The 25,713-nt window shown below is 69.2% G+C and carries 21 protein-coding genes and 1 pseudogene; 15 read left to right on the plus strand and 7 right to left on the minus strand.

Features of this window, described 5'->3' with window-relative positions; genetic code table 11:
- Positions 1 to 327 precede the first annotated feature (327 nt).
- Positions 328 to 1,794 carry a non-reducing end alpha-L-arabinofuranosidase family hydrolase gene (locus tag B5557_RS39775; protein ID WP_079664045.1) on the minus strand — a complete coding sequence of 489 codons (1,467 nt, stop codon included), beginning with the start codon at positions 1,792 to 1,794 and terminating at the stop codon, positions 328 to 330.
- A gap of 760 nt (positions 1,795 to 2,554) precedes the next feature.
- On the opposite strand from B5557_RS39775, the gene B5557_RS39780 reads away from it, so the two are divergent.
- Positions 2,555 to 3,985 (plus strand): endo-1,4-beta-xylanase, encoded by a 1,431-nt coding sequence (locus B5557_RS39780; RefSeq protein WP_079664046.1) that lies wholly within the window; start codon positions 2,555 to 2,557, stop codon positions 3,983 to 3,985.
- A 100-nt stretch (positions 3,986 to 4,085) separates the two neighbouring features.
- Positions 4,086 to 5,408: an RICIN domain-containing protein gene (locus B5557_RS39785; protein ID WP_107472753.1), complete on the plus strand. Its 1,323-nt coding sequence runs from the start codon at positions 4,086 to 4,088 to the stop codon at positions 5,406 to 5,408.
- A gap of 205 nt (positions 5,409 to 5,613) precedes the next feature.
- On the opposite strand, the gene B5557_RS45810 is transcribed toward B5557_RS39785, so the two are convergent.
- The 6 genes from B5557_RS45810 to B5557_RS39810 all read right to left on the minus strand — a co-directional run bounded on the left by B5557_RS45810 (position 5,614) and on the right by B5557_RS39810 (position 11,368).
- A complete protein-coding gene (locus B5557_RS45810; RefSeq protein WP_269460196.1) occupies positions 5,614 to 5,739 on the minus strand; it encodes a hypothetical protein in 126 nt (41 codons plus the stop codon).
- A 187-nt stretch (positions 5,740 to 5,926) separates the two neighbouring features.
- Positions 5,927 to 6,463, minus strand: a complete 537-nt coding sequence (locus tag B5557_RS39790; RefSeq protein ID WP_079664048.1) for an IS3 family transposase — start codon at positions 6,461 to 6,463, stop codon at positions 5,927 to 5,929.
- Positions 6,464 to 6,865: 402 nt separating this feature from the next.
- On the minus strand, positions 6,866 to 7,594 hold the full coding sequence (gene npdG, locus B5557_RS39795; RefSeq protein WP_079664049.1) for an NADPH-dependent F420 reductase: 729 nt from the start codon (positions 7,592 to 7,594) through the stop codon (positions 6,866 to 6,868).
- 101 nt (positions 7,595 to 7,695) lie between these two features.
- Positions 7,696 to 8,634: a TIGR03619 family F420-dependent LLM class oxidoreductase gene (locus tag B5557_RS39800; RefSeq protein ID WP_079664050.1), complete on the minus strand. Its 939-nt coding sequence runs from the start codon at positions 8,632 to 8,634 to the stop codon at positions 7,696 to 7,698.
- A 110-nt stretch (positions 8,635 to 8,744) separates the two neighbouring features.
- A complete protein-coding gene (locus B5557_RS39805) occupies positions 8,745 to 10,031 on the minus strand; it encodes a cytochrome P450 (protein ID WP_079664051.1) in 1,287 nt (428 codons plus the stop codon).
- Between the two features lie 17 nt (positions 10,032 to 10,048).
- Entirely contained in the window at positions 10,049 to 11,368 is a 1,320-nt protein-coding gene (locus B5557_RS39810) for a glutamine synthetase family protein (protein WP_443031374.1), read from the minus strand.
- Positions 11,369 to 11,722: 354 nt separating this feature from the next.
- On the opposite strand from B5557_RS39810, the gene B5557_RS39815 reads away from it, so the two are divergent.
- The 13 genes and pseudogenes from B5557_RS39815 to B5557_RS39875 all read left to right on the plus strand — a co-directional run bounded on the left by B5557_RS39815 (position 11,723) and on the right by B5557_RS39875 (position 25,708).
- Positions 11,723 to 11,911, plus strand: coding sequence for a ferredoxin (locus B5557_RS39815; protein WP_069757848.1), 189 nt, complete (start codon positions 11,723 to 11,725; stop codon positions 11,909 to 11,911).
- A gap of 2 nt (positions 11,912 to 11,913) precedes the next feature.
- A complete protein-coding gene (locus B5557_RS39820; RefSeq protein ID WP_079664053.1) occupies positions 11,914 to 13,131 on the plus strand; it encodes an NAD(P)/FAD-dependent oxidoreductase in 1,218 nt (405 codons plus the stop codon).
- A 14-nt stretch (positions 13,132 to 13,145) separates the two neighbouring features.
- Positions 13,146 to 13,952 (plus strand): acetoacetate decarboxylase family protein, encoded by an 807-nt coding sequence (locus tag B5557_RS39825; protein ID WP_079664054.1) that lies wholly within the window; start codon positions 13,146 to 13,148, stop codon positions 13,950 to 13,952.
- A 34-nt stretch (positions 13,953 to 13,986) separates the two neighbouring features.
- On the plus strand, positions 13,987 to 15,450 hold the full coding sequence (locus B5557_RS39830) for an aldehyde dehydrogenase (protein ID WP_079664055.1): 1,464 nt from the start codon (positions 13,987 to 13,989) through the stop codon (positions 15,448 to 15,450).
- On the plus strand, positions 15,443 to 16,369 hold the full coding sequence (locus B5557_RS39835; protein WP_079664056.1) for a 3,4-dihydroxyphenylacetate 2,3-dioxygenase: 927 nt from the start codon (positions 15,443 to 15,445) through the stop codon (positions 16,367 to 16,369). Before B5557_RS39830 ends, B5557_RS39835 begins: the two co-directional genes overlap by 8 nt.
- 10 nt (positions 16,370 to 16,379) lie before the next feature.
- Entirely contained in the window at positions 16,380 to 17,225 is an 846-nt protein-coding gene (locus B5557_RS39840) for a fumarylacetoacetate hydrolase family protein (protein WP_079664057.1), read from the plus strand.
- Positions 17,226 to 17,273: 48 nt separating this feature from the next.
- The gene (locus B5557_RS39845; protein ID WP_079664058.1) at positions 17,274 to 17,876 is read left to right on the plus strand and encodes a TetR/AcrR family transcriptional regulator; all 603 of its coding nucleotides are present in this window, start codon (positions 17,274 to 17,276) and stop codon (positions 17,874 to 17,876) included.
- Positions 17,877 to 18,100: 224 nt separating this feature from the next.
- A complete protein-coding gene (locus tag B5557_RS39850) occupies positions 18,101 to 19,297 on the plus strand; it encodes a cytochrome P450 (protein WP_079664059.1) in 1,197 nt (398 codons plus the stop codon).
- A gap of 33 nt (positions 19,298 to 19,330) precedes the next feature.
- Complete coding sequence (locus B5557_RS39855; protein WP_079664060.1) at positions 19,331 to 19,543, plus strand: ferredoxin; 213 nt, start codon at positions 19,331 to 19,333, stop codon at positions 19,541 to 19,543.
- Positions 19,544 to 19,565: 22 nt separating this feature from the next.
- Positions 19,566 to 21,777 (plus strand): annotated as a pseudogene (locus B5557_RS39860) (FdhF/YdeP family oxidoreductase).
- Between the two features lie 144 nt (positions 21,778 to 21,921).
- Positions 21,922 to 23,379, plus strand: coding sequence for an APC family permease (locus B5557_RS39865; protein ID WP_079664061.1), 1,458 nt, complete (start codon positions 21,922 to 21,924; stop codon positions 23,377 to 23,379).
- 119 nt (positions 23,380 to 23,498) lie between these two features.
- On the plus strand, positions 23,499 to 24,989 hold the full coding sequence (locus tag B5557_RS39870) for an aldehyde dehydrogenase (RefSeq protein WP_079664062.1): 1,491 nt from the start codon (positions 23,499 to 23,501) through the stop codon (positions 24,987 to 24,989).
- Complete coding sequence (locus B5557_RS39875; RefSeq protein ID WP_079664063.1) at positions 24,986 to 25,708, plus strand: gamma-glutamyl-gamma-aminobutyrate hydrolase family protein; 723 nt, start codon at positions 24,986 to 24,988, stop codon at positions 25,706 to 25,708. Before B5557_RS39870 ends, B5557_RS39875 begins: the two co-directional genes overlap by 4 nt.
- The last annotated feature ends 5 nt before the right edge of the window (positions 25,709 to 25,713 follow it).

The following is a 25,713-nucleotide window of genomic DNA, read 5'->3' on the forward strand; positions in this document are numbered from 1 at the left end:
CCGGTCCAACCGGGGACCTGTAACGGCGCCACCGACCAGAAGCGGAACCTCGACTGACTCCACCACTGTCCGGTTCGGGGGCGAACCGGCACCGTGAAGGGCGCCTGACCGGCATCTGCTGGTCAGGCGCCCTCTCGCTGCCTCTGGAAGAAGCCCAGCTTCTTCGCCAAGCCGCATGGGCCGGCCCGAGTGCGCTGTGGGCGTCGCCTCCCTCTGCGGCCATCGCCGCGTGTACCGGCGCATCGCCGCCCACGACTCGGGCGGGCTCGGCCTTCCGCCGAGCCCGCCACGCCGGTTCCTTGCCGGAGCCGGACTCGCGTCACACCGTCAGCGCTGCAGTGTCAGCAGGCCCGGACGGTAGGGCCAGAGACCGTAGTCGCCACCGGAGTTGGGGTTGCGCCCCTGGTAGAGCAGCTGCAGGCGGCAGGGGTCGACGGTCATCGTCTGGTCGGCGCTGGTGCGGATCAGTTCGCCATGGCTGATGTCATTGGTCCAGGTGGCACCGCTGTTGGCCTTGCCGGCGAAGGGATTGCTCTCGGTCGCGGCCTGGGGGGTCCATGAACCGTTCAGACTGGTGGCCGTGAACGAGCGGAAGTAGCGGCCCCGCGAGCCGATCGCCTCGACGATCATGAGGTAGCGGTTCTGGCCCTGCAGCTTGTAGACCTGCGGGGCTTCGAACAGGTTTTCCTTCGTATCGCTCATGACCACGGTCGAGGACGAGCCGAAGCTGCCCGGGAAGTTCCCGATCGGCATACTGGCCCGGTAGATCTTGCCGTTGTCACCGGCGAAGAACAGGTACATGTTCGTCCCGTCACCGATGAGCGTCTGGTCGATGGGGCCTGTCCCCGAGCCCGAGATGCTTCCGGAGAAGAGCACCTGCTGGGAGGACCAGCCGTTCGGGTTGGTGGGGTCGCTCGACGTCCGGTAGGAGAAGGCGGTCCCGCCCCACTGGTAGGTGAGCACCCAGATGTTCTTCGGTGCGAAGTAGAAGAGCGTGGGTGCGACGGTGGAGTTCGACATCGCGTTCTGGCTGGCCGATCCCATCTCCGACCAGTTGGTGAACAGGCCGAAGTTCATCGAACCCCACTTCGACCCCGTGTCGTGCGTCGTCGCGTAGACGAGCTGCTTGCCGTTGTAGGGGACGACGGTGAAGTCCTTGAGCGAGACCCAGCCCGACCTGGGCTGCGCCAGCGCGCCCGTGGAAGACCAGCGGTATGACGAGGGAAGATCGCACGCGCCGGGTCCCTCGGCGCCGACCTTGACGAGCTGCCACTGCTGGTTGGTGCCGCCCCAGTCGTCGTACTGGACGACGTTCGCGTTGTCGGCGGTGGAGGCGCCCTGCACTTCGAGGGCCTTGTTGCTGTGGCGCGCGATCAGCCTCACGTAGCCGTCCGGGCTGTCGGCCAGCCGCCACTGCTGGTTGGCGGCGTTCAGGTCGGTCCGCTGGACGATCGAGCCCCCGTTCGCGGTGGACCCGTTGCTCACCTCCAGGGCCTTGCCCGAGTGGCGAGACACGAGGCGGTAGTAGCCGCCCCCGGAATCGACGAACCGCCACTGCTGCTGGTTCTGGTCGTTCCTGGTCCACTGGGTGATGCGGGCGCCGTCGCCGGTCGCCATGTTGTAGACGTCCAGGGCCTTGCCGCTGTTGCGGTTGACCAGCACGTACGAGGCGTTGGGATCGACGGTCGCCGCGCCGGCGGGCTGGGCGCCGAGGAAGGTGACGACGAGCAGCAGGGGCGCGAGGACGGCGAGTAAGCGTCTCAGGTGGGCCGGGGACGGGTGGCGGAACCGCATGGGAGGGCCTCCTTGGGGGGAGCGGGGGTGAGGTGCCCCCGATGAACCACGGAGCGGACGTGCCGGGCGAGGAGGAATTCCGAAATATTTCGAAGAATTCCCGGAAGCTTTGACGCCACAAGTTAGGAATCCGAGGCCCGTTGGTCAAGGTCTGTCGCTGATCTGTCCACAAACAGCACCTCCTCTTCGAGCTCGGCAAGCTGTCGCTCCGACCGGAAGCACTCCGAAGTCTGCGATGCGGCCTGCGAGTCCAAGGCGGCCGCACGGAGAGAAGTCGAGCAAGCGGCGGTCGGCCGGCGTATGCGCCCCGGCGCCGACCCTGAGGCATCCGTCGACGGCGGCACCGGATCGGCCCGGTCGGCTCGCCGGGATTCCGGAAGTTTCGGACGAGAAGCAGAAAGTTTCTGCGAGGAGTATTGACGAGCCATCGTCAATACCTCAATCATCCGAGCCTGAGGAGCCGGTCGCCGTTCGAGATGCCGAACCAAGTCTGCGCTGCACGGCAGATTCCCGCACAGCTCTACGCCCGATCCGCGCACCGACCAGAACCGCCCCACCCCGTCACGTTCCGCCCGCCGTACGTCCCTCGACGACCGGCCGGGTGCCGTACGTGCCGGTCGAGATCGTCCCGGTCCCATGACCGCGGTGTCCGGTGATTCCGTGCTGCCCGGGCTCCGGCCCTTCGTCTGCCGAGGGGGAGCGGACGACGCGTCCCCCTGCGCTTCAGTCCTTCCGTGATTCCTACCCTGGAGGCACCGTCATGGGCTCGTACGCCCTTCCCAGAACCGTTGTCCGCCGGAAGATCCGCGGCCTGCTGCTGGCGCTGGTCGCCGGCGTCCTCGGTGTGGTCGCCGCACTATCCGCGCCGCCGACCGCACACGCCGCCGAGAACACGCTCGGCGCCGCCGCGGCGCAGAGCGGCCGCTACTTCGGCACCGCCATCGCCTCGGGCAGGCTGGGCGACTCGGCGTACACGACGATCGCGGGCCGTGAGTTCAACTCGGTGACGGCCGAGAACGAGATGAAGATCGACGCCACCGAACCACAGCGAGGCCAGTTCAACTTCGCCGCCGGTGACCGCGTCTACAACTGGGCGGTGCAGAACGGCAAGAAGGTGCGCGGCCACACCCTGGCCTGGCACTCCCAGCAGCCCGGCTGGATGCAGAGCCTCAGCGGCAGCGCGCTGCGCCAGGCGATGATCGGCCACATCAACGGCGTGCTGGCCCACTACAAGGGCAAGATGGCCCAGTGGGACGTCGTGAACGAGGCGTTCGCCGACGGCAGTTCGGGAGCCCGGCGCGATTCCAACCTGCAGCGCACCGGTAACGACTGGATCGAGGTCGCCTTCCGCACCGCGCGCGCCGCCGACCCGGCCGCCAAGCTCTGCTACAACGACTACAACGTCGAGAACTGGACCTGGGCCAAGACCCAGGCCATGTACTCCATGGTTCGGGACTTCAAGCAGCGCGGCGTGCCGATCGACTGCGTCGGCTTCCAGTCGCACTTCAACAGCGGCAGCCCCTACAACAGCAACTTCCGCACCACCCTGCAGAACTTCGCCGCCCTCGGCGTCGACGTGGCCATCACCGAACTCGACATCCAGGGCGCCTCGGGCACGACCTACGCCAACGTGACCAACGACTGCCTGGCCGTCTCACGCTGCCTCGGCATCACCGTCTGGGGGGTGCGCGACAGCGACTCCTGGCGGTCGCAGGACACGCCGCTGCTGTTCAACGGCAACGGCAGCAAGAAGCCCGCCTACACCGCCGTCCTCGACGCGCTCAACGGCGGTACCTCCACGCCCCCTTCGGAATCCGGAACGATCAAGAGCGTCGGTTCGGGCCGCTGCCTGGACGTGCCCGGCACCAGCACCACCGACGGCACCCAGCTCGCCCTGTGGGACTGCCACGGCGGCACCAACCAGCAGTGGGCGTCCACCGCCGCCGGCGAGCTCAGGGTCTACGGCAACAAGTGCCTGGACGCCGCCGGAACCGGCACCGGCACCAAAGTCCAGATCTACAGCTGCTGGGGCGGCGACAACCAGAAGTGGCGTCTCAACTCCGACGGAACCATCGTCGGCGTCCAGTCCGGCCTCTGCCTCGACACCGTCGCAGGCGGCACCGCCAACGGCACCCTGATCCAGCTCTCCTCCTGCTCGAACAGCAGCAACCAACGCTGGACCCGCACCTGATGGGACCCGTCACGGGCGAAAGGGCGAATCGATGAAGACCAACAGTGCGGATTCTCCGGCCCCTCCACAAAGACAACGCTGGTGGTCCCGGGTGGCCGCTGTGGCGGCGGCGGCCCTCGCGATCGGCATGCTCGCCGCGGTGAATCCGGCGCCCGCCGAGGCGGCGACGGTGGACACCAATGCCTGGTATGTCCTGGTCAATCGCAACAGCGGCAAGGCGCTGGACGTCTCAGGCGCGTCCACCGCCGACGGCGCGCGGGTCAGCCAGTGGACGCGCAACGACGCAGCCGACCAGCAGTGGCAGTTCGTGGACTCCGGCGGCGGCTTCTACCAGCTCAAGGCCCGGCATTCGGGCAAGGTTCTCGACGTGGCCGGGGCCTCGAGTGCCGACGGTGCCGCGATCCAGCAGTGGGCCGACCATGACGGTGCCAACCAGCAGTTCCGACTGGCCGACTCCGACGCGGGCCACGTCCGGCTGGTCAACCGCGCCAGCAGCAAGGCGGTGGAGGTTCAGGGCGCCTCCACCGCCGACGGAGGCAACGTCGTCCAGTACACCGACTGGGGCGGCGCCAATCAGCAGTGGCAGATGATCAAGCTGTCGTCCGGTGGTGGCGGCGATGGTGGTGGTGGCACCAGCGCATGCGGCAGCGCTCCGACCCTGGCGAGCGGCACGTACACGATCCAGAGCGGCGGCAAGAGCCGCAGCTTCATCCTCAGGGTCCCCGCCAACTACGACAACAGCCATCGCTACCGGTTGATCTTCGCGTTCCACTGGCGGGGCGGAACCGCCGGCGACGTCGCCTCGGGCGGAACGAGCGGGAACGCCTGGTCCTACTACGGCCAACAGGAGCAGTCGAACAACAGCGCGATCCTCGTCGCCCCCCAGGGCCTCGGCAACGGCTGGGCCAATTCGGGCGGTGAGGACATCACCTTCGTCGACGACATGATCCGGCGAATCGAGGGCGGCCTCTGTGTCAACCCGGCACAGCGTTTCGCCACGGGATTCAGCTGGGGCGGCGGTATGAGCTACGCAGTCGCATGCAGCCGGGCGAACGTCTTCCGGGCCGTCGCGGTCATGTCCGGCGCTGAGATCAGCGGGTGCAGTGGCGGCACCCAGCCCATCGCCTACTTCGGAATCCACGGCGTCAGCGACTCCGTCCTCAACATCGCGCAAGGACGATCCCTGCGCGACAGATTCGTCCGCAACAACGGCTGCACGCCCCAGAGCCCGCGCGAGCCCGCGCCGGGCAGCCGAACGCACATCACCACCGTCTACTCGGGCTGCCGTGCCGGATACCCGGTCCAATGGGCCGCGTTCGACGGAGGCCACATACCCGGTCCGGTCGACGGCTCATCCAACGAAAGCGGTGTCACCACCTGGACCAAGGCAGAGATCTGGAGGTTCTTCACACAGTTCCAGTGACACGCCCGCACCACGGAGTGGAGCCAGGATCATTCTGGCTCCACTCCGTCGATGTCTGCCCCGGATTGATCCGGCGTGGGCGTCGGAGACGACCTGCTGGACACCGGACAGGCCGCGGGCGAAGTGGAGAGTGGTGCTGCGGAGTTGGCGCCCCCGGGCCCGGTCCTGGCCGAGGGGTGGGCCGATGTGCAACGCCGTCTCCAAGTCACCGACGCTGCCAGAACCGCAGAACGAGCGTCAGACGGTCCAGGTAGTCGAGCAGGGGCGTCATGGTCCGGCGGGCCGCGGTGCTGTGGAAGGCGTGGCGCGACCACATGGAAGGCAACACCACGCCGATGGCGTCGTGTGCCCCCACTACTGACCTGGTCCAGGAATCGGCGCGGGGCCGTCGGTGCTGGACGAACGTCTCTTGGACGAGCTCTGAGACGGTCTGCGGCGGACCAGGACGTCAAGACCGGTTTCGCCGGGGATGAGTTGGCGCCGTGCTAGGTCGGCGAGGTATTCAGACAGAGCAGCAGTCAGAAGACTCGTGCCCATTTCCGCGCCCCGTCACCGCCGCGGGCCTCGACGGCAGACGTGACCGCGTCGACGACCAGGCCGGCTCGCATGTGCGCGGCGAGCGACCAGCCCACGACCCGCCGCGAGTGCATGTCGATCACCGTCGCCAGATACATCCACGACCCGCCAACCGGCAGGTACGTGATGTCGCCGCACCAGCGCACGTCCGGCGCCGGAGGCTCGAACACGCGCCCCACCAGATCGGGCGCCGGCGGCACGCTCTTGTCCGCGACCGTGGTCCGAACCGTCCGCCGCAGGCGCCGGCCGGCCAGCCCGCGCTCGCGCATCAGACGGGCGACTCGCTTGTGGTTCACCGCACCGTGCCGATCCCGGATCTCGCGGGTGACCCGGGGGACGCCGTAGGCGCCTTGGGACTTTTCGTGGATCTCCTCGATCCACCGGTAAAAGCCGGACGCGGAGACGGCCAGAACCCGGCACAGCCGCTGCACTCCGTACAGGTGACGATGATCGGAGATGAACCGCCAGCGGCCGGTCATCGACCCATCTCCTTGGCAGAATACGCGGCTGCCTTGCGCAGGATCTCCTTCTCCAGCTCCAGCTCACGGACCCTGGGGACGGTGCCGTCTGGTGTCGATGACAGTCTGGCTGGGTGGTGTCCCACCGAGTGGTGTAGCGGTGCAGAGTTCGTGACTCCGCAGGTCAGTCGGCTGACGCAGTCGTCAGCCGCGCCGGAAAGGGGGTGCTGACGCCTGCGAGCAGCACGCACGACAGACCCGCGAGCCGACCGGGAACCGCCAGCTCGACTCTGAGCGGATCCACGCGATAGGTATGGCTACACCACTCGGCGGGGCGCAATCTCTGGTTTGCGTCCCATGGCTGTACCGGATGGGAGGCGAAACGTGGGGGCGGAACTCGGTGAAAGACCGCTGGGAGTCTTCTCAGACGTCGCTGAGGCGCAGGCCGGCGTGGGCCTTGTAGCGGCGGTTGACCGAGATCAGGTTGGCGACCAGCGACTCCACTTGGTGGGCGTTGCGCAGTCGTCCGCCGTAGACGCCGCGTGCGCCCGGGAGGCGTGAGGCGAGTGCCTGGACGATGTCGGTGGCGGCGCGTTCGTCGCCCAGGACGAGTACGTCGGTGTCGATCTTCTCGATCTGCCGGTCTTCCAGAGTGACGGCGGAGAGATGGTGAAACGCGGCGGTCACCCGGGAGTCCGGCAACAATACGGCAGCCTGCTGGGCGGCGCTGCCCTCCTCGGGCCTCAGTGCGTAGGCTCCCTTCTTGTCGAAGCCGAGCGGGTTGACGCAGTCGACCACGATCTTGCCGGCGAGTTCATCGCGGAGCGCGGTCAGTAGCTCGGCATGTCCCTCCCAGGGAGTGGCGACGATCACCACATCGCTCTCCCGTGCGGTCGTGGCGTTGTCGGAGCCGCGCACGTCTCCGCCGATGGTCACTGCGGTGGAGGCGGCCCGGACGGCGTTCCGTGAGCCGATGATGACCTGTTGGCCCGCACCGGCGAGCCGGTAGGCGAGGCCGCGCCCCTGTGGGCCGGTTCCGCCGAGGATGCCGACGACGAGGCTCGACACATCGGGGAGGCGATGGGGATCGTTTCGAGTGGCTTCATCGGGAGTGGAGGGGCGGGTGCCGGCGGCTTCGTCCAGAGTGGTCATGCTGTGGTCCTTGGCTTGTTCGGTTCGTTCTTCGGCGGCCCGGTGCCGTTCGTCGTCAAGCAGGCTGCCCGGGCCGCGATGCGGGACATCGGTCGGCGCCGTCAGGCGGTCAGGGACTCCACGCGGCGCATCACCTCGCGGCAGAACGCGCCCACTCCGTTCGGGTCGTCGGTGAACTGCGAGGGCTTGACGCAGAAGGTGGTGAAGCCCTGGGCCATCTGCTCGGGGATGGGTTCAAGGGCCTGTGCGAGGTCGGCGCAGGAGTTGTCGTCGGGGAACACGGCGCGGGTGCTGCCGATCATCTCCAGGTCGGCGATGTCGCGGCCCGCGGCGGCCATCGCGGTCTTCAGCGTCTGCATGTCCTCGGGCTTCACCTTGCCCAGCGGGTTGAAGGCGTGGCCGTACCGGACGATCCTGCGGACCATCGCGTCGTGCATGCCCGCGCCGCCGAAGCACAGTCGGGGGCCGTCCGGGCGGTGTGCCTTGGGCTCGAAGTAGACGTCCTGGAAGGTGTAGTACTCGCTCTCGTGAGACACGGGAGAGGGGCCCCACAACTTCGCCCAGATCTCCAGGTGTTCGTCGAGGAGCTTGCCACGCCGGGAGAACGGGACGCCGAGTGCCGCGTACTCGTCCCGGCTCCAGCTGACGTTGGGCAGCGCGATCAGCCGGCCCTCGGAGAGAAGGTCGAGGGTGCCGAGCTCACGGGCCAGGAGCAGGGGATGCCGCAGGGGAGCGATGACCGCCGACGCGGCGAGACGCAGGCGATCGGTGACAGCGGCGATCGCGCTGAGCAGCATGAGCGAGTTGGGCCATGGGGTGTGGGGGTCCTGGTTGCCGGGCAGGGCGTAGTCGCGGGGGTTGCCCATCACGCCGCCCGCGCCGGCGTCGGGACCGAGCACGATGTGTTCGCTGATCATGACGGAATCGAATCCGGCGTCCTCGGCCTCCCGGGCCCAGCGGATCACGGTCGGCAGATCCGCGCGGCCGCCGGTCATGGTCCAGTTCTCGCTCAGGACGAGCTGCATGCGGGGAGTGGTCATCGTGGCGATCCTCGGGAGAAGTATGTTTGAGGGCAGACGTGAGGGGCGGCCGCTCGTTCGGGTCGTGGCGCCCCGGCGGCCGCAGCCGTCCGGACGGCTGGGACATGCGGTCAGGCGAGGGTGACCTCGACCGGCAGCTTCTTGATGCCGTTGACGAAGTTGGAGCGCACGCGGGGGACTTCGCCGGTCAGGCGGATGTCGGCGATCCTCGGGATGAGTTCCTCGAACATGATGCGGATCTCGGTGCGGGCGAGCAGGTTGCCCAGGCAGAGGTGGGGGCTGCCTTTGCCGAAGGTGACGTGGTCGTTGTCGGTGCGGGTGACGTCGAAGTCGTACGGGTTGCCGAAGGCCGACTCGTCGCGGTTGCCGGAGGCGTACCACATGACGACCTTGTCGCCCTCCTTGATGTGCTTGCCGCCGAGTTCGACGTCCCGGGTCGCGGTGCGCCGGAAGTGGTAGACGGGGGAGGCCCAGCGCAGGAACTCCTCCACCGCGACGGGAATCAGGGACGGGTCGTTCTGAAGGCGGGCCAGCTGGTCGGGGTGCTGGAGGAGGGCCAGCATGGAGTGGGTGATGGTGTGGCGGGTGGTCTCGTTGCCGGCCACGACGAGGAGCAGGAAGTAGTTGTCGAAGTCCTGCGGCGAGAGCGGCACACCGTCCTTCGGGGTGGTGTTCACCAGCCTCGACACCAGGTCGGTGCCGTCGCCGCCGCGCCGCTGCCGGGCCAGCTCACGGCCGTATTCGAAGACCTCCAGCGAGGCGGGCGAGCGGAAGGGCAGGTGCCGGTACTGCTCGCTCTCCGCGCTGTCCAGCAGGACGTCGGCGTAGTCGGGGTCGGTGTTGCCGATGATGCGGTTGCCCCAGTCGATGAGCTGCTGGTTGTCCTGTGGCGGAACGTCGAGGAGGCGGGCGAGGACGTTGATGGGGAAGTCCGCGGAGACTTCCTTGACGAAGTCGAAGGTCCCCTTGGCCAGCGCCGCGTCCAGCGTGGTGGCGGTCAGACCGCGCAGGAAGTCGGTGTAGCTGTTGATGACGCTCGCGCCGAACTGGCGCTGGAGCAGGCTGCGCATGGCGCGGTGGCGGACTCCGTCCAGCTCCAGGATGGAGGCACGCGTCTTGATCTGGTCGTCGTCGACCTCTTCGAGGTTCACGAACTTCATCGAGGTGAAGGTCTCGGCGTCACGGTCGACACGGGCGATGTCCGCGTGCCGGGTCACCGCCCAGAAGCCGGAGTTGGGGGCCTCCTCGGGCTGCCAGTGCACCGGGTCCTGGTGGCGCAGGGTGTGGAACATACGCCACGGGGTGATCCCGTCGGTGAAGTTGTCCAGATCGGCGAGGTTGACGTCCGCCAGCGGCATCGGTTCGCTCACGGCGGCGGTCGGGGTCTCGGTCGTCATCGCATGGCTCCCAGTCGTCACAGGTGGTAGGCGTACTCGGTGAACTCCCAGTCGGTGACGTGCCGTTGGAAGCGGTCGATTTCGTTGCGCTTGTAGGAGAGGAAGGAGGCGGTGAAGCCCTTGCCCAGGACGTCGGTCAGTTCCGTGTCCGCTTCCAGGGCGTCCAGCGCGGCCGGCAGGCTCATGGGCAGCACGGTTGCCCTCGCGGTGTCGTAGCCGTACCCCTCCAGCGGGGCGGGGGGCTCCTCGCCGGCCAGTACCCCGAGCAGCGCGGCGGCGAGCGTGCCCGCGATCAGCAGGTGCGGGTTGGCGCTCGCGTCACCGAGGCGCAGTTCGAACCGTGCGCCGGAGCCGCGCTCGGGCGGGATGCGGACCATGGCGCTGCGGTTGTCCAGGCCCCAGTCGATCAGCCAGGGGGCGAGGGTGTCCGGGCCGAAACGCTTGTAGGAGTTCACGGTCGGGTTGGCCAAGGCGGTCAGGGCCGGGGCGTGGGCGAGGATGCCGGCGACGGCGTGGCGGGCGGTGGCGGACAGCCCGTACGGTGCGGCGGGATCGTCGAAGGCGTTGCCGCCCTCGTCGTTGTCGCAGGACAGGTGGAGGTGGAAGCCGGAGCCTCCGGCGTCGTTGAACGGCTTGGCCATGAAGGTGGCGAGTTTCCTCTCCTTCCGGGCGAGTTCCTTGATCGCGGCCTTGAAGCGGAAGGCGCGGTCCGCGGCGGACAGGGCGTCGGAGTGGGTGAGGTTGATCTCGAACTGGCCGCCGTCGAACTCGTGGTTTCCGCTGGTCACGCCGATGTTCATGTCCCGCAGCAGGCGCAGTGTGCGGAGCAGGTGGTTGTCGCCGTCGGCGCGCAGACCGGCGGTGTAGACGGCGCCGGTGGCGCCCGAGTAACGCTTCCAGCCGCTCGGGGAGGCAGGGTCCTCGTCGCAGAGGAAGTATTCGAGTTCGGGGCCGACCACCGGACGCAGGCCGTGTTCGGCGCACCGGTGGAGGACGGTGCGCAGCAGATCGCGGGGTGACTCGGGCGCGGGCAGGCCGGTGGCCGGGTCGGTGACGTCGGCGAGGCAGTAGGCGACGCCGGGTTCCCAGGGGAGGGGGACCAGGGTGTCCAGGTCGGGTCGCACGGTGATGTCGGGCAGGCCCGCGTCGAGGCCGCCGGAGACGGGGACCACGTCGCCCTGGGGGCTGGTGTGGTAGACGGCGCGGCAGAAGGCCAGGCCGTGGTCGCAGGCCGACGGCAGGTGGTCCAGCAGGATGTCGCGTGCGCGGTCGGTGCCGATGAGGTCGGGATAGGTCACGCGCACCACGTCGATGCCCTCGGCGGCGAGCCGTTGCATGTGCTGACGGAGGCTGGGGGTTGGGGCTGCGCTCACCGATGTCTCCTCGGGCGCTTGGAGTGTGGGTGACGAGGGAGTCAGAGGGCCGGTGCTGGTGAGGGCACAGGGCTGACTTGTTTGGTGCCAAACGGTATGGGCGCTGCGGGCACCCCGCAAGAGGGGATGAAAAAAAATTATCCGCATGGATAGGTATTGACCAGGGGTGGGTGGCTTCCTATGTTGTTTGAAGCCAAATGAGTAAGGGTCCGGTCAGCCACCGGGCCCTTGGCCGGGGCCCGGCCGACAGCGGCCGGGCCCCTCTTCCTCCCCCCCTTGCCCCCCGCCCCGACGCCCTCAGTTTCAGGAGGACCGGCCATGAAGGTCGTCGTCGACATGAACAAGTGCCAGGACCACGGCCAGTGCGTCTTCGCCGCCCCCGATGTCTTCTCCATGGACGACAGCGGCCACCTGGCCTACGTCCCCGACCCCGACGACGCGCTGCGCGACGAGGTCGAGGAAGCCGCCGACGTGTGTCCGCTCCAGGCCATCCGTATCGAGGGCTGACCATGACTTCGAGGAGTGCACGCATCGTCGTGGCCGGCGCCTCCATGGCCGGCCTGCGCGCGGCCGAGCAACTGCGCGCCGCCGGCTGGACCGAAGCCATCACGCTCGTCGGTGACGAGCCGCACATGCCCTACAACCGGCCTCCCTTGTCCAAGGAGGTCCTGGCCGGCAAGGCACCCTTCGAGTCCCTCGCCTTCCGCCCGCGGGCGAGCGTGGCCGACGCGGAGTGGCGACTGGGCACCAAGGTCGTCGCCACCCGGCTCGCGGAGAACATCGTCGAGTTCGACGACGGCGAGGCACTCTCGTACGACGGTCTGGTCGTCGCCACCGGAATGCGGCCCCGGCGCCTGCGCTGCCCCGGCCCGTTCGCGGGCCGGCACACGGTCCGCACCATCGACGACGCGCAGGGCCTGCGGCAGGCTCTGACCAGCCCCGGAGCCCGGGTGGTCGTCGTCGGAGGCGGCTTCATCGGCTGCGAGGTCGCCGCCACCGCCGTCGCTCTGGGCGCCCAGGACGTGACTGTCGTCGACCCGCTGCCCCTGCCGATGGTCGGCCCCCTCGGCGAACTCCTCGCCAGGGCCCTGCTGAAGCGCCACGAAGAGCGCGGCGTGCGCTTCGCCCTCGGCACGGGCGTGACCGGCTTCACCGGCGACGACCACGTCACCGGCGTCGCCCTCGGCGACGGCACCGTCCTGCCCGCCGACGTGGTGGTCGAGTCGGTCGGGTCGGTCGCCAACACCGAGTGGCTGGACGGCAACGGCCTCGACCTGAGCGACGGCGCGCTCACCGACGAGCACCTGCGCGTCGGCGGACGGCCCGACGTGGTGGCCGTCGGCGACGTCGCCCGCTTCCCCAACGCCCGCTACGACGGCGTACCGCGCCGTGTGGAGCACTGGTGCATCCCCACGGACACCGCCAAGCACGCCGCGAAGACCCTCGTCGCCGGGCTGAGCGGTACCGGCCACGACCTGTCCCCGTTCGCGCCGCTGCCCACCTTCTGGAGCGACCAGCACGACTTCCGCCTGCAGTCCTTCGGGGCACCGGTACTCGGTAAGGAGGACGTGCGCGTACTCGAAGGCGACCTCGACGGTGACGTCGTCGTCGGCTACCACGCCGGTGGCCGGCTGGCCGGTGTCGTCGCCCTCGGCGGTCAGGCCGCGGCGGCCGCCGCCTCCCGCTATCGCGCCGAACTGCTCAAGCAGCCCGCCCTCACCGCCTAAGGACTTTGCTGACCATGACCACCGTCCGTGGATTCTTCTCCCCCAAGACGGCGAGCGGAGCCTCGTCTCTGATCCCCTCACCGCCCTGGCGGTACTCCGGAGACCTGCTCACCGTCGAGTACCGCACCGACCCGGCACGCGTGCGTGAACTGCTTCCCCAGCCACTGGAACTCGCCGACGAGGACCCCGGCGCGGTGGCGCTGATCTGGGCCGACTGGCAGTCCTGCTCGGCATCCGGCGCGGAGCTGCTCGATCCCGTGCTCTCCCAGTACAAGGAGGCCTTCGCGGTCGTCCGCTGCAAGTACCGGGGGCAGACCTACTCGCGCTGCGTCTACATCTGGGTCGACAAGGACTTCGCCATCGCGCGCGGCCTGCACCAGGGCTACCCGAAGAAGCTCGGCTCGATCCACCAGACACGCCCCCACCCGTACGGCCCCGCGCCGCGCATCGAGGCGGGAGCCCGCTTCGGCGCCACGCTCGCCGCCGCCGACCGGCGCCTGGCCCACACCGTGGTCACCCTGCGCGAGCCGTCGGAGACGAACGGCTTCGTCAACGCCCACCCGATGGCCCACCACCGCTGGCTGCCCTCCATCGAGAAGGGCAAGGGCCTCGCTCTCGACGAGCTGATCGAGTCGGGCGCCGCGTCCTTCGAGGCGGGACAGGCATGGCGCGGTGACGCCGAGCTGGAGCTGTTCGAGGCGCCCACCGAAGAACTGGCCCGCCTGGAGATCCACGAGCCGATCGCCGCCTACTACCGCCAGGTCGGCGTCGTCTGGGACGGCGGCCGACTGCTGGAATCCGGCACCTCCGGCGCCGAGTAGACCCCACCACCGCGTGAGACCGGAGGAACAGAGCATGAGCGAACACACCATCACCGTGGCGGGGGTCGCCGTCGACACCCGGCACTGGATCGGCGGCGAACGCGTCGCCTCGACACAGACGTTCCCGGACGTCTCGCCCATCGACGGCAGCACGATCGGCGACATCTCCCGGGGCACGGCCATGGAGGCAGCCGCCGCCGTGGCCGCCGCGAAGGCCGCGTTCCCCGCCTGGGCCGCCACCTCCCGCACGGAACGCGCCCGCATCCTGCACGCCATCGCCGACGGCGTCGAGAAGCGCATCGAAGAACTCGCCATCGTCGAGACCACCGACAACGGAGCCCTGCTCCGCTCCCACCGCCGCGGGGTGATGCCGCGCGTGGCGCACAACTTCCGCTTCTTCGCCGACTGGCTGCTGCAACTGGAGCACGAGGACTTCGAGACCCGGGGCCACACCAACCACGTGAGCTGGGACCCGGCCGGACCGTGTGTGCTGATCACGCCCTGGAACGCGCCCTTGATGCTGGCGACCTGGAAAGTGGCGCCCGCGCTGGCCGCGGGCAACTCCGTGGTGCTCAAGCCGGCCGAGTGGTCGCCGCTGACCGCCTCGCTGCTGGCCGACATCGCCGCCGAGGCCGGGCTGCCGGCCGGTGTGCTCAACGTCGTCCAGGGCTACGGCTCCGAGATCGGCGACGCGCTGACCTCGCATCCGGACGTGCGCCGCATCAGCTTCACCGGCTCGGTGCCCACGGCCAAGCGCATCACCGAGTCGGCGGCCGCGAACCTCACGCCCCTGAGTCTCGAACTGGGGGGCAAGTCGCCGCTGTTGGTGTTCGCCGACGCGGACCTGGACCTCGCCGTCGACCTGGCGGTGGAGCAGTACGACAACGCCGGGCAGGTGTGCCTGGCGGGCACGCGGCTGCTGGTCGAGGAGTCGGTCGCAGAGGAGTTCACCCGCCGCTTCGTCGAGAAGGCCGGGCAGCTCACCCAGGGCGACCCACGTGACGAGGCCACCGACATCGGGCCCAACATCCACCCCCGCCAGCTGGAGAAGATCGACGGCTTCGTGCAGAGGGCCGTGGCGGCCGGGGCCCGTGTCGTCATCGGCGGCCACCGCAAGGAGGGCCAGTACTACGCGCCCACCCTGCTCACCGATGTCGCCCAGGACTCCGAGATCGTGCAGGAGGAGGTCTTCGGCCCGGTCCTGACGCTGCAGACCTTCGCCGACGAGGACGAGGCCGTCCGGCTGGCCAACGGCACCCGCTTCGGGCTGGCCGCCACGCTCGCCACCGGCGACCCCGAGCGTGCCGAACGCGTCACCGGGCAGCTGGTCGCGGGCACGGTGTGGGTCAACTGCTTCTTCGTCCGCGACCTGCAGGCCCCCTTCGGCGGCTCCCGGCTCTCGGGCGTCGGCCGCGAGGGCGGCACCTGGAGCTTCGACTTCTACTGCGACCTGAAGAACACCGTGACCGCGCCGAACGGTTGGAGGAATCATGGGTGAGATCGTCGGGGCCGGCCTACTCGCCCACGTCCCCACCATCGTGCTTCCGGAGGAGACCCGGCTGGAGCTGAACGAGGGCAAGGAGATCACCCTTGTCACGGGGCTCCGGCAGCTCCGCGCAGAGGTCTTCGAGCGGGACGACTACGACACCGTCGTCGTTCTCGACTCCCACTGGGCCACCACCGTCGAGTTCGTCGTCACCGCCCAGCAGCGCCGGGCCGGGCTGTTCACCTCCGAGGAACTGCCGCGCGGGATGTGCCGGATGCCGTACGACTTCCCCGGTGATCCCGAACTGGCCGAGAACATCGAGAAGTTCGCCGACAAGCACCGTACGTGGATCACCGCGATCGACGACGAGTACCTGCCGATCTACTACGCCACCATCAACCTGTGGAAGTTCCTCGGAGAGGGCCTGCCCGACAAGAGGTGGGTGACCATCGGCGTCTGTCAGACCGGCGACATGGAGGACCACCTGCGTCTGGGCCGCGCCCTGGCGGACGGCATCGCCGCCACCCCGGGCCGCCGGGTCCTGCTGATCGCCTCCGGCGCCCTCTCGCACACCTTCTGGCCGCTGCGAGAGCTGCGCGACCACGAGTCGAGCGACCCGGTGCACATCTTCACGCCCGAGGCCCGTGCGGCCGACCACGAGCGCATCGCCTGGTTCAAGGAGGGCCGCCACGACAAGGTCCTCGACACCATGGACGAGTTCTGGAAGTACAAGCCGGAGGCGAAGTTCTTCCACTACCTGATGATGGCCGGCGCCCTCGGGGAACAGGCCTGCGTCGCCAGGGCCCGCCAGTACGGCGAGTACGAGAACTCCATCGGCACCGGCCAGGTCCACCTCTGGTTCGACCGCCCGTCCGAAGGCTGGACCGGTACCGGACTGCCCGCCCCGCGCACCCCTCACAGCCGTATCTAGGAGTACTGCCATGCCCGAATACCGCCGCATCCTCCTCGACGGCGCCGCCGTCCAGGTCACCGTCGACGGGGACGAACTCGTCGCCGCAGACGGCCGCCGCGTCAAGACCGAGGACGCCCAGCACCTGCCCCCGGTCGTCCCGTCCAAGGTGATCGCGGTCCACCTCAACCACCGCAGCCGCGTCGACGAGTTCGGGATCGACCTCCCTGACACGCCCACCTACTTCCACAAGCCGACCTCGGCCCTCAACTCCCACAAGGGCGCCATCGTCCGCCCCGAGGGCTGCAAGTGGCTCAACTACGAGGGCGAGGTCGCCATCGTCATCGGGAAGACCGCACGCAACATCTCCCCGGCCGAAGCGGGCGAGTACATCGCCGGCTACACGATCGCCAACGACTACGGACTGCACGACTTCCGCGACACCGACGCCGGCTCCATGCTCCGCGTGAAGGGGTCCGACACCCTGTGCCCGCTCGGGCCCGGCCTGGTCACCGACTGGGACTTCCACGGCAAGAGCCTGCGCACGTACGTCAACGGCGAGGTCGTCCAGGACGGTACGACCGACGAGATGAAGTGGGACATGCACTACCTCGTCGCCGACGTCGCGCGCACCATCACCCTGTATCCCGGCGACGTACTCCTGTCCGGCACCCCCGCCCACTCCCGCCCCGTCCAGCCCGGCGATGTCGTCGAGGTCGAGGTCGAGGGCCTCGGCAGGCTCACCAACCACATCGTCACCGGCCCGATCCCCGTCCGCGCCGACATCGGCGCCCAGCCCACCGAGTCCGAGGAAGTGCTGTCCACCGCGCTCGGCGGCGACTGGGAGTTCCGCGGCATCCGCCCGCCGAAGCGGTGACGCCGTGCGGTGGTCTGCCGGTCCCGGCGTACGGGTAGGGTCGCGCTCATGAGCGATTCCTCCGAAAAGCCCCCGGCCAGGCTCCGCAAGCGGGTGGACTACGGGACCGGCCGCGAGGCCCTGCTCAACGCGGCCGTGCGCGTCGTGGCCCGAGGAGGGCTGCGCAAGCTCACCTATCGCGCCGTCGCGGAGGAGGCGGGTGTCACGCACGGGCTCGTGGTGCACCACTTCGGTTCGCGGGACGCGCTGATCGAGGCAGCCCTCGAACACGCGGTACGCACCAGCGCGAGTACGAGCTCCCTGGAACCCGGTACGGGCGACATCGCGGACTTCGCGGCGGGACTGGCGGACATGGTCACCCGCGAGCCGGCCATGCAGACGTTCCAGTACGAGCTCATGCTCGAGTCCCGACGCAGGCCCGAGCTGCTGCCGCAGATCCGCGCGCTGTACGACGAGTACTTCGAGGCCACGGAGAGGGAGCTGTCCCGCAGCCTGCCCGAAGGCACCAGCCCTGCCCTGACCCGGCTCGTCTTCGCCGCCCTGGAGGGTCTCGTACTGCATCAGCTGATCCTCGACGAGCCGGACGTCACCGAGGCCGCGCTGAAGGAGCTGCGGTCACTGCTGACCCGGCAGCGTGGAGACGCCGAGTAGTCGCCCATGTGGCAGTCCCTGCCATAACAGCAGGTCAGGAGGAGTCCCCGTCGCACGGCGACGGGGACTCCTCTGTTTCCGGCGGCGTAAAGAGTCGATTACGTGTGCGCGAAGTATTGACGAAATTATCCGAGTGGATAATTCTCGGCGGTGTAGGACCACTGTCGCCCTCCCTTTCCCACTCCCAGCTCCCCCTCCGCCTCGCGCCCGAGGAGTGCCACGACATGACCGTCACCACCGCCGGACCCGCGTCCGCCACCGAGGACCTGCTGCCCTTCCGCGACACCGGCTTCCGTGCGGACCCGTACCCGTACTACGCGCGGCTGCGGCAGGAGCATCCTGTCTACAGGCACCCGGTCGGCCTGTACGTCGTCTCCCGCTACGAGGACGTCGCCCGGCTGATCCGCAACCCCACCCTGAGCGTGCAGCAGCTCGACTTCGGGCCGGCCACCCCGATCCACCACACCATGCTCGGCAAGGACGCCCCCGACCACACGCGGCTGCGGCGGATCACCAACCGCTGGTTCACACCCAAGGCCGTCGAGGAGTGGTCCAGGGTGATGCGCGCCTCCGTGGAGGCCGTGCTCGACGAGGTCGAGAAGGGCGACGGCACCCTGGACGCCGCCGGCGGCCTCTCCCTGAAGTGCACCTTCGAGACGACCTGCCACATCTTCGGCATCGAGCCGACCGAGATGGACACCATCCAGCGCAAGACCTACGAGATCGGGCTGAGCCTCGGCCCCGGCGGCAACGACGAGGAGGCCCGCGCCACCACGGAGGCGTTCGCCTGGTTCGCCGAGCACATCCGCCAGCTCGTGGCCGACAAGCGCGCCCACCCCGGCGAGGGACTGATCGACGCCTTCATCGCCGCGCAGGACGAGGGCCGGATGACCGAGGAAGAAGTCGTCTACACCATCTTCCTGTTCTTCGCCGTGGGCCACCTCGACGTCAAGCACCTGATCAACCACGGCATCTGGCTGATGACGCAGCATCCCGAGCTGTTCGCCGCCTACCGCGACGAGCCGGAGGCCCGGCCGGGCATCATCAACGAGATCCTGCGGATCGACACGCCCGAGTCGATGGTGGTGCGCCTGACCACGCAGGACACGGTCATCGGCGACACCACCGTGCCGGCCGGAGAGGCGCTGGCCCTGCTCATCGCCTCCGCCAACCGCGACCCCGAGGTCTTCGCCGACCCCGACACCTTCGACCACACCCGCCCGCTCGCCGCCAGCCAGCACCTGGCCTTCGGCTCCGGCATGCACGGCTGCGCCGGCCAGGTCCTGGCCCGCGCCGAGGCCGACATCGTCTTCAGCTCGATCGTCAACCGGTTCTCCGGTGTCGAGTCGGCGGGCGAGCCCGCCTATGCGCACACCGAGTTCCTGCGCACGATCACCCACCTCCCCGTCCGTTTTCTCTGATTCCCCCGACCCCTCCGGGAGACAGGAGCCGTCATGAAGGTCGAAGTCGACCTCAAGAAGTGCCAGGACCACGGCCAGTGCGTGTACGCGGCCCCCGACCTTTTCGCGCTGGACGACGAGGGACGCCTGTCCCTGCGGTCGCGGGCGACCGACGTCTACGTGGCCGACGTGGACGAGGGAAGCGCCGAGGAACTGTACGAGGCCGCCGAGGTCTGTCCGCTGCAGGCCATCACGGTGCGCGAGTAGACGGGAACCCGGCATGTCACCGATGGCGTCCGGGCCACCGGAGAACGACCCCGGCGACAGCGGTCTGAGCGTGGGTCCGCCCAAGGAGTACGCGGCCGGCATCCCGGCCGTCGTCCAGTCGCTGCGGCACGGCGGCCGCCAGATGGGCGCCAGACGGACCCTGCTGACCCTGCTGAGCGTCAACCAGAGGACCGGGTTCGACTGCCCCGGCTGCGCATGGCCGGAGGGTGATCACCGGCACGCCGCCGAGTTCTGCGAGAACGGCGCCAAGGTGGTGGCCGAGGAGGCCACACTGCGCCGCGTCACCCCGGCCTTCTTCGCTGAGCACAGCGTGGCGGAGCTGCTGGAGCGCGGCGACTACTGGCTGGGCCAGCAGGGCAGGCTCACCCACCCGATGTACCTCGCACCCGGGGAGCGGCACTACACGCCGGTGAGCTGGGAACAGGCGTACGACATCGTGGCCGGGGAACTGGGCGCGCTGGACTCGCCGGACGAGGCGTCCTTCTACACCTCGGGGCGCATCAGCAACGAGGCGGCGTTCGTCTACCAGCTGTTCGTCCGCGCACTGGGCACCAACAACCTGCCGGACTGCTCGAACATGTGCCACGAGTCCTCCGGCGTGGCCCTGTCCGAGACCATCGGGATCGGCAAGGGCAGCGTCTCCCTCGACGACCTGCACCAGGCGGACCTGGTCCTCGTCGTGGGCCAGAACCCGGGCACGAACCATCCCCGCATGCTCTCCGCCCTGGAGCGGACGAAGCGGGGCGGCGGCCACGTGGTGGCGGTGAACCCGCTGCCCGAGGCCGGCCTGCTGCGCTTCAGGAATCCGCAGCGGCCCTCAGGGATGCTCGGCCGGGGCACCGCGCTGGCGGACGAGTTCGCGCAGATCCGCCTCGGCGGTGATCTGGCCCTGTTCCGAGCCCTGAACCGGCTTCTGCTGGAAGCCGAGGACCGCGCCCCGGGCACGGTGGTGGACCGTGCGTTCGTCGAGGAGTACACCGACGGGTACGAGGAGTTCGCGGCCGACGTGCGCGCCACGCCCTGGGCGGACGTCCTTGAGGCCACGGGCCTGGAGCGCGAGCAGATCGAGCGGATCCATCAGCGGGTGCTGAAGGCCCGGAAGATCGTGGTGTGCTGGGCGATGGGCCTGACCCAGCACAAGCACTCCGTACCGACCATCCGCGAGGTGGTCAACTTTCTCCTCCTGCGGGGCAACGTCGGCCGTCCCGGCGCCGGGGTCTGCCCGGTGCGCGGCCACTCCAACGTCCAGGGCGACCGCACCATGGGTATCTACGAGAAGCCCGCGGACGACTTCCTCGACGCGCTGGAGAAGGAGTTCGGCCTGCCCGTACCGCGCCGCCACGGGCTTGACGTGGTCGACACCATCCGCGCCATGCGGGACGGCAGGGTGAAGGTCTTCTTCGCCATGGGCGGCAACTTCGTCTCGGCCACCCCGGACACCGCCGTCACCGAGCAGGCCCTGCGCCGTACGGCACTGACGGTGCAGGTTTCCACCAAGCTCAACCGCTCCCACCTGGTCACGGGCCAGCGGGCGCTGATCCTTCCCACGCTCGGCCGCACCGAGACCGACATGCGCGGCGGCGGACCGCAGTTCGTCACCGTCGAGGACTCGATGAGCTCGGTGCACGCCTCCCGGGGCACCCTGGCGCCGGCCTCGCCGGAGCTGCGCTCGGAGACGGCGATCGTCTGCGAACTGGCCGAACGAGTGCTCGCCGCTCGCGGTGAGCCGCCACGCGTTCCCTGGCGGGCCATGGCGGAGGACTACGACCTGATCCGCGACCGCATCGCCCGGGTCGTCCCCGGGTTCGAGGACTTCAACCGGCGCGCACGCGATCCGGGCGGGTTCGTCCTGCCGCACGGGCCACGGGACGAACGGCACTTCCCGACCGCCACCGGCAAGGCCCGCTTCACCATCAATCCGATGACCGTCCTGCGCGTGGTCTTCGTCCACCCCGACGACCTGGCGGCTCTCCAACTGGCCGACCGACCGGGTCGACCTGGTCGGTGAGTACCCCGACGGCGCCGAACGCGTGGCACCCGACTACCGGGTCGTGTCCTACCCGACCGCGCGCGGGTGCTGCGCCGCGAACTTCCCCGAGACCAACGTCCTGGTACCCCTGGACAGCACCGCCGACCTCAGTAACACCCCCACGTCGAAGTCCGTCGTCGTACGACTCGCACGCCGGGGCAAGGCCGACCGAGCCGCGGCCTGAGTCACGGTCCTGTTAAGACCTCCGCGGTCGAAGAAGGATCTACCCCCAACCCCTTGTCAAACGGATAGTTCCGGCCCACCATGAGGCAACTCGTTTGGCCTAAAACAAACTCCCCTCCCTCCCCGTTCCTGGCAGGTGATTCGAGTGGACAGTCAGACCGCGGTTCCTAAGCAAACGGGTCATGATGCATCCATGGAAGGCAAGCTCAAGCCCGATTCTCTCGGTGTCCTGGGCATTCTTTTCTTCGTTCTCTCCGCCCAGGCGCCGCTGACGGCCGTCGCGGGGGCCGTGCCCTTCGCCGTCGCCATCGGCAGCGGTGCAGGCGCTCCCACCGCCTACCTCGCAGCCGGCGCCATCGTTTTGCTCTTCTCCGTCGGATTCGTCGCCATGAGCCGCCATGTCGTGGACGCCGGAGCCTTCTACAGCTACATCGGCAAGGGGCTCGGCCGCCCGGCCGGTTCCGGCGGCGCCGGGCTCGCCCTCTTGGCTTACTGTGCCGTGCAGGCCGCCATGTACGGGCTGTACGGCGCCACGGTGAGCGCCCTGGTCGAGCACTACTCGGGCGTCCACGTGGCGTGGTGGGTCTGGGTCCTGGTCACCATGGCGATCGTGCAGGTCCTCGGCGCCTTGGGTATCGAGATGGGCGCGAAGATCCTGGCCGTCTTCGTCCTGGCGGAGTTCAGCATCCTGATCGTCTTCGCGCTCGTGACCTTCTTCAAGGGCGGCGGGCCCCAGGGGCTCGGCTTCACCGACAGCTTCTCGCCGTCCGCCGCGCTCAAGGGCGCTCCCGGTGTGGCGCTGATGTTCGCCGTGGCGTCGATGTTCGGCTTCGAGGCCACCGCCATCTACGGCGAGGAAGCCCGCGAACCCCGTAGGACCGTCCCTCGGGCCACCTACCTGTCGGTCGCGGTGATCACGAGCTTCCTCGCCTTCACCTCGTGGATGCTGGTCTCGGCACACGGCGCGTCCCGGGCGACGGGCGATGCGGGCAAGGCGCTGCAGAGCGGCGACGCGACGAGCTTCGTCTTCGCCCCGATCGCCGCCCTGTTCGGCGGCTGGGCGAACGACGTGCTGCCGATCCTGCTGTCCACCTCCCTCTTCGCAGGCATCCTGGCCTTCCACAACTCCGCCAACCGCTACCTGTTCTCCCTCGGCCGGGAGGGCCTGCTGCCCCACGGGCTGACCTCCATCAACCGGCGCCACTCGCCCTGGGCCGCAGGCACCGTGCAGACCATGCTCTCCGTGCTGCTGGTGATGCCCTTCGCCATCCTCGGCAAGGACCCGGTGCTGACCCTCTTCTCCTGGCTCAGCGGCGTCTCCGTCCTCAGCATCATGCTGCTGTACTTCCTCACCTCGGCCTCGGTCGTCGTCTTCTTCCGCCGCTCGCGCACCGACACCCGCCCCTGGAACACCCTGATCGCCCCCGTACTGGGCGCGCTCGGCATCGCCGGGGCCGTCTGGGTCATCGTCGACAACTTCACGACGCTCATCGGCGGTGACCAGACCACCGCCATATGGCTCCAGATCACCGTTCCGGTGGTTCTGGTCCTCGGCGTCGTCGCCGCCCGGCTGACGCGGCCCCGGGCGGAGGCCACCGGCTGAACACCGTGATGCCTCACCGATACGGCCGGAGCCTGCGCCCCGGCCGTATCGAGCCTTTCGCCGAACGCCGCAAGTCGTTTGTCACCACATGAAATGGATGAAACGGAGAGGGAAAGCGCGTGCTGAACGCCACCCATGAGGACCTGCTGCGCCGCGCCAAGGAACTCGACCTGCCCACGCAGCACCACATCGACGGCAGGAGCGAAGCCGGTGACGGTGGATCATTCGCCGTGATCTCCCCGCGCGACGGCCAGACCCTGGCCCAGGTCGCCGACGCGCGGGAGGCCGAGGTCGATCTCGCCGTCACGGCGGCGCGCCGCGCCTTCGACACAGGGCCGTGGCCGCACCTCGCGCCCGCCGAGCGCGGCCGGGTCCTGCTGCGGATCGCCGATCTGCTTCAGGAGCGGCGTGAGGAACTGGCGCTGACCGTGAGCCTGGAGATGGGCAAACCGATCACGGACGCGTACGCCATCGAGCTGCGCGCCGCGATCAACACCTTCCGCTGGTACGGGCAGCTCGCCGACAAGCTCACGGACGAGTCCCCCCATACCGCGCCGGACTCGCTCGCCCTGATCACCCGGGAGCCGACAGGTGTCGTCGGCGCCGTCGTGCCATGGAACTTCCCGCTCACCTTGGCAAGCTGGAAAGTCGCTCCCGCGCTCGCCGCCGGCTGCACGGTCGTCCTGAAGCCGTCGGAGTCCTCTCCGCTGTCCGCCCTCCTGCTCGGCCGCGTCGCCACCGACGCCGGACTGCCACCGGGCGTCCTCAACGTCGTGACCGGTGACGGGCCGGTGGCGGGGCGGGCGCTCGGCCTCCACCCCGACGTGGACGTCCTGGCCTTCACCGGATCCACCGCCGTCGGCCGCCACTTCCTGCACTACGCCGCCGACTCCAACCTCAAGCGCGTCTGGCTCGAACTCGGCGGCAAGTCACCGAACATCGTGCTGCCCGACGCCCCGGACCTGGAGAAGGCGGCGGCGACGGCGGCCTGGGGCATCTTCTTCAACCAGGGTGAGATGTGCACCGCCCCTTCCCGGCTGCTGGTCCACTCCTCCATCGCCGAACAGGTCACGGAAGTTGTCGTGGCGCGGGCGCGCGAGCTGCGGGTGGGCGACCCGCTCGATCCGGCGACCGAGATGGGCGCACTGGTCGGCGACAGCCACCTGGACAGGGTGCTGGAGCATGTCGCCTCCGGTCTGGACGAGGGCGCCCGGCTGCGCGTGGGCGGGGGCCGGGCCCTGGCCGAGACCGGCGGCAGCTACCTGCGGCCCACCGTGTTCGACCGGGTCGACCCCGGCATGCGGCTGGCCCGCGAGGAGATCTTCGGCCCCGTCCTGTCCGTCCTTGCCTTCGACGACCTCGACGAGGCGGTACGGCTGGCCAACGCCACCGAGTACGGCCTCGCCGCCGGCCTGTGGACCTCCGACCTGTCCACCGCCCACAAGGTCTCGCGCGCAGTCAAGGCCGGGACGGTCTGGGTCAACTGCTACGAGGAGGGCGACCTGACCGTCCCCTTCGGCGGCATGAAGCAGTCCGGCAACGGCCGCGACAAGTCCACCCACGCCATCGAGAAGTACACCGAACTGAAGACCACCTGGATCCAGCTGTGACCCGCACACACAGGCGCCCCCTGATCGCGATTCCGGCCCGGTTCGCCGCCACCACGTCCGCGCTCCGCTACGCCGCCGAGGTCAACGCCCGCGCGCTGGTCGAGGCCGTGTGGCGGGCCGGGGGTGAGCCGGTGAGCATCCACCCCGCCGACCCGGCCGGAGCCGACGTGGCCGAGCGGCTCGCCCGCTTCGACGGCGTGTTGCTCCCGGGCGGCGGAGATTTGGCCCCGCACCGCTACGGAGCCGCCGACACCCATGACAGTGTCTATGACGTCGACGACCTCCAGGACGTGTTCGATCTCGAAGTCGCCCGGCGGGCCCTGGACTCGGGTCTGCCCCTGCTCGCGATCTGCCGTGGGCTGCAGGTGGTGAACGTCGCCCTCGGCGGCAGTCTGGAACAGGACATGGGCGGCGCGGACCGCGAACACCGGCACATCGTGCACCCGGTCGCGATCCAGCGAGGCACCCTGCTCGAACAGGCCACCGGCGCCGAGAAGACGGAGGCCTCCTGCTACCACCACCAGCGCGTCGACCGCATCGGTGTCGGGCTCACGGTCACCGCGCGGGCCGCCGACGGCACGGTGGAGGGGCTCGAACTGTCTGGATACCCCGGGTGGTTCACGGCGGTGCAGTGGCACCCCGAGGACACCGCGGACCAGGACCCGGCCCAGCAGGGCCTGTTCGACGCCCTGGTTCAGACTGCCCACAAGAGACACTGAAAAGG

This window comes from Streptomyces sp. 3214.6 (assembly GCF_900129855.1).
GTDB classification, from domain to species: domain Bacteria; phylum Actinomycetota; class Actinomycetes; order Streptomycetales; family Streptomycetaceae; genus Streptomyces; species Streptomyces soliscabiei.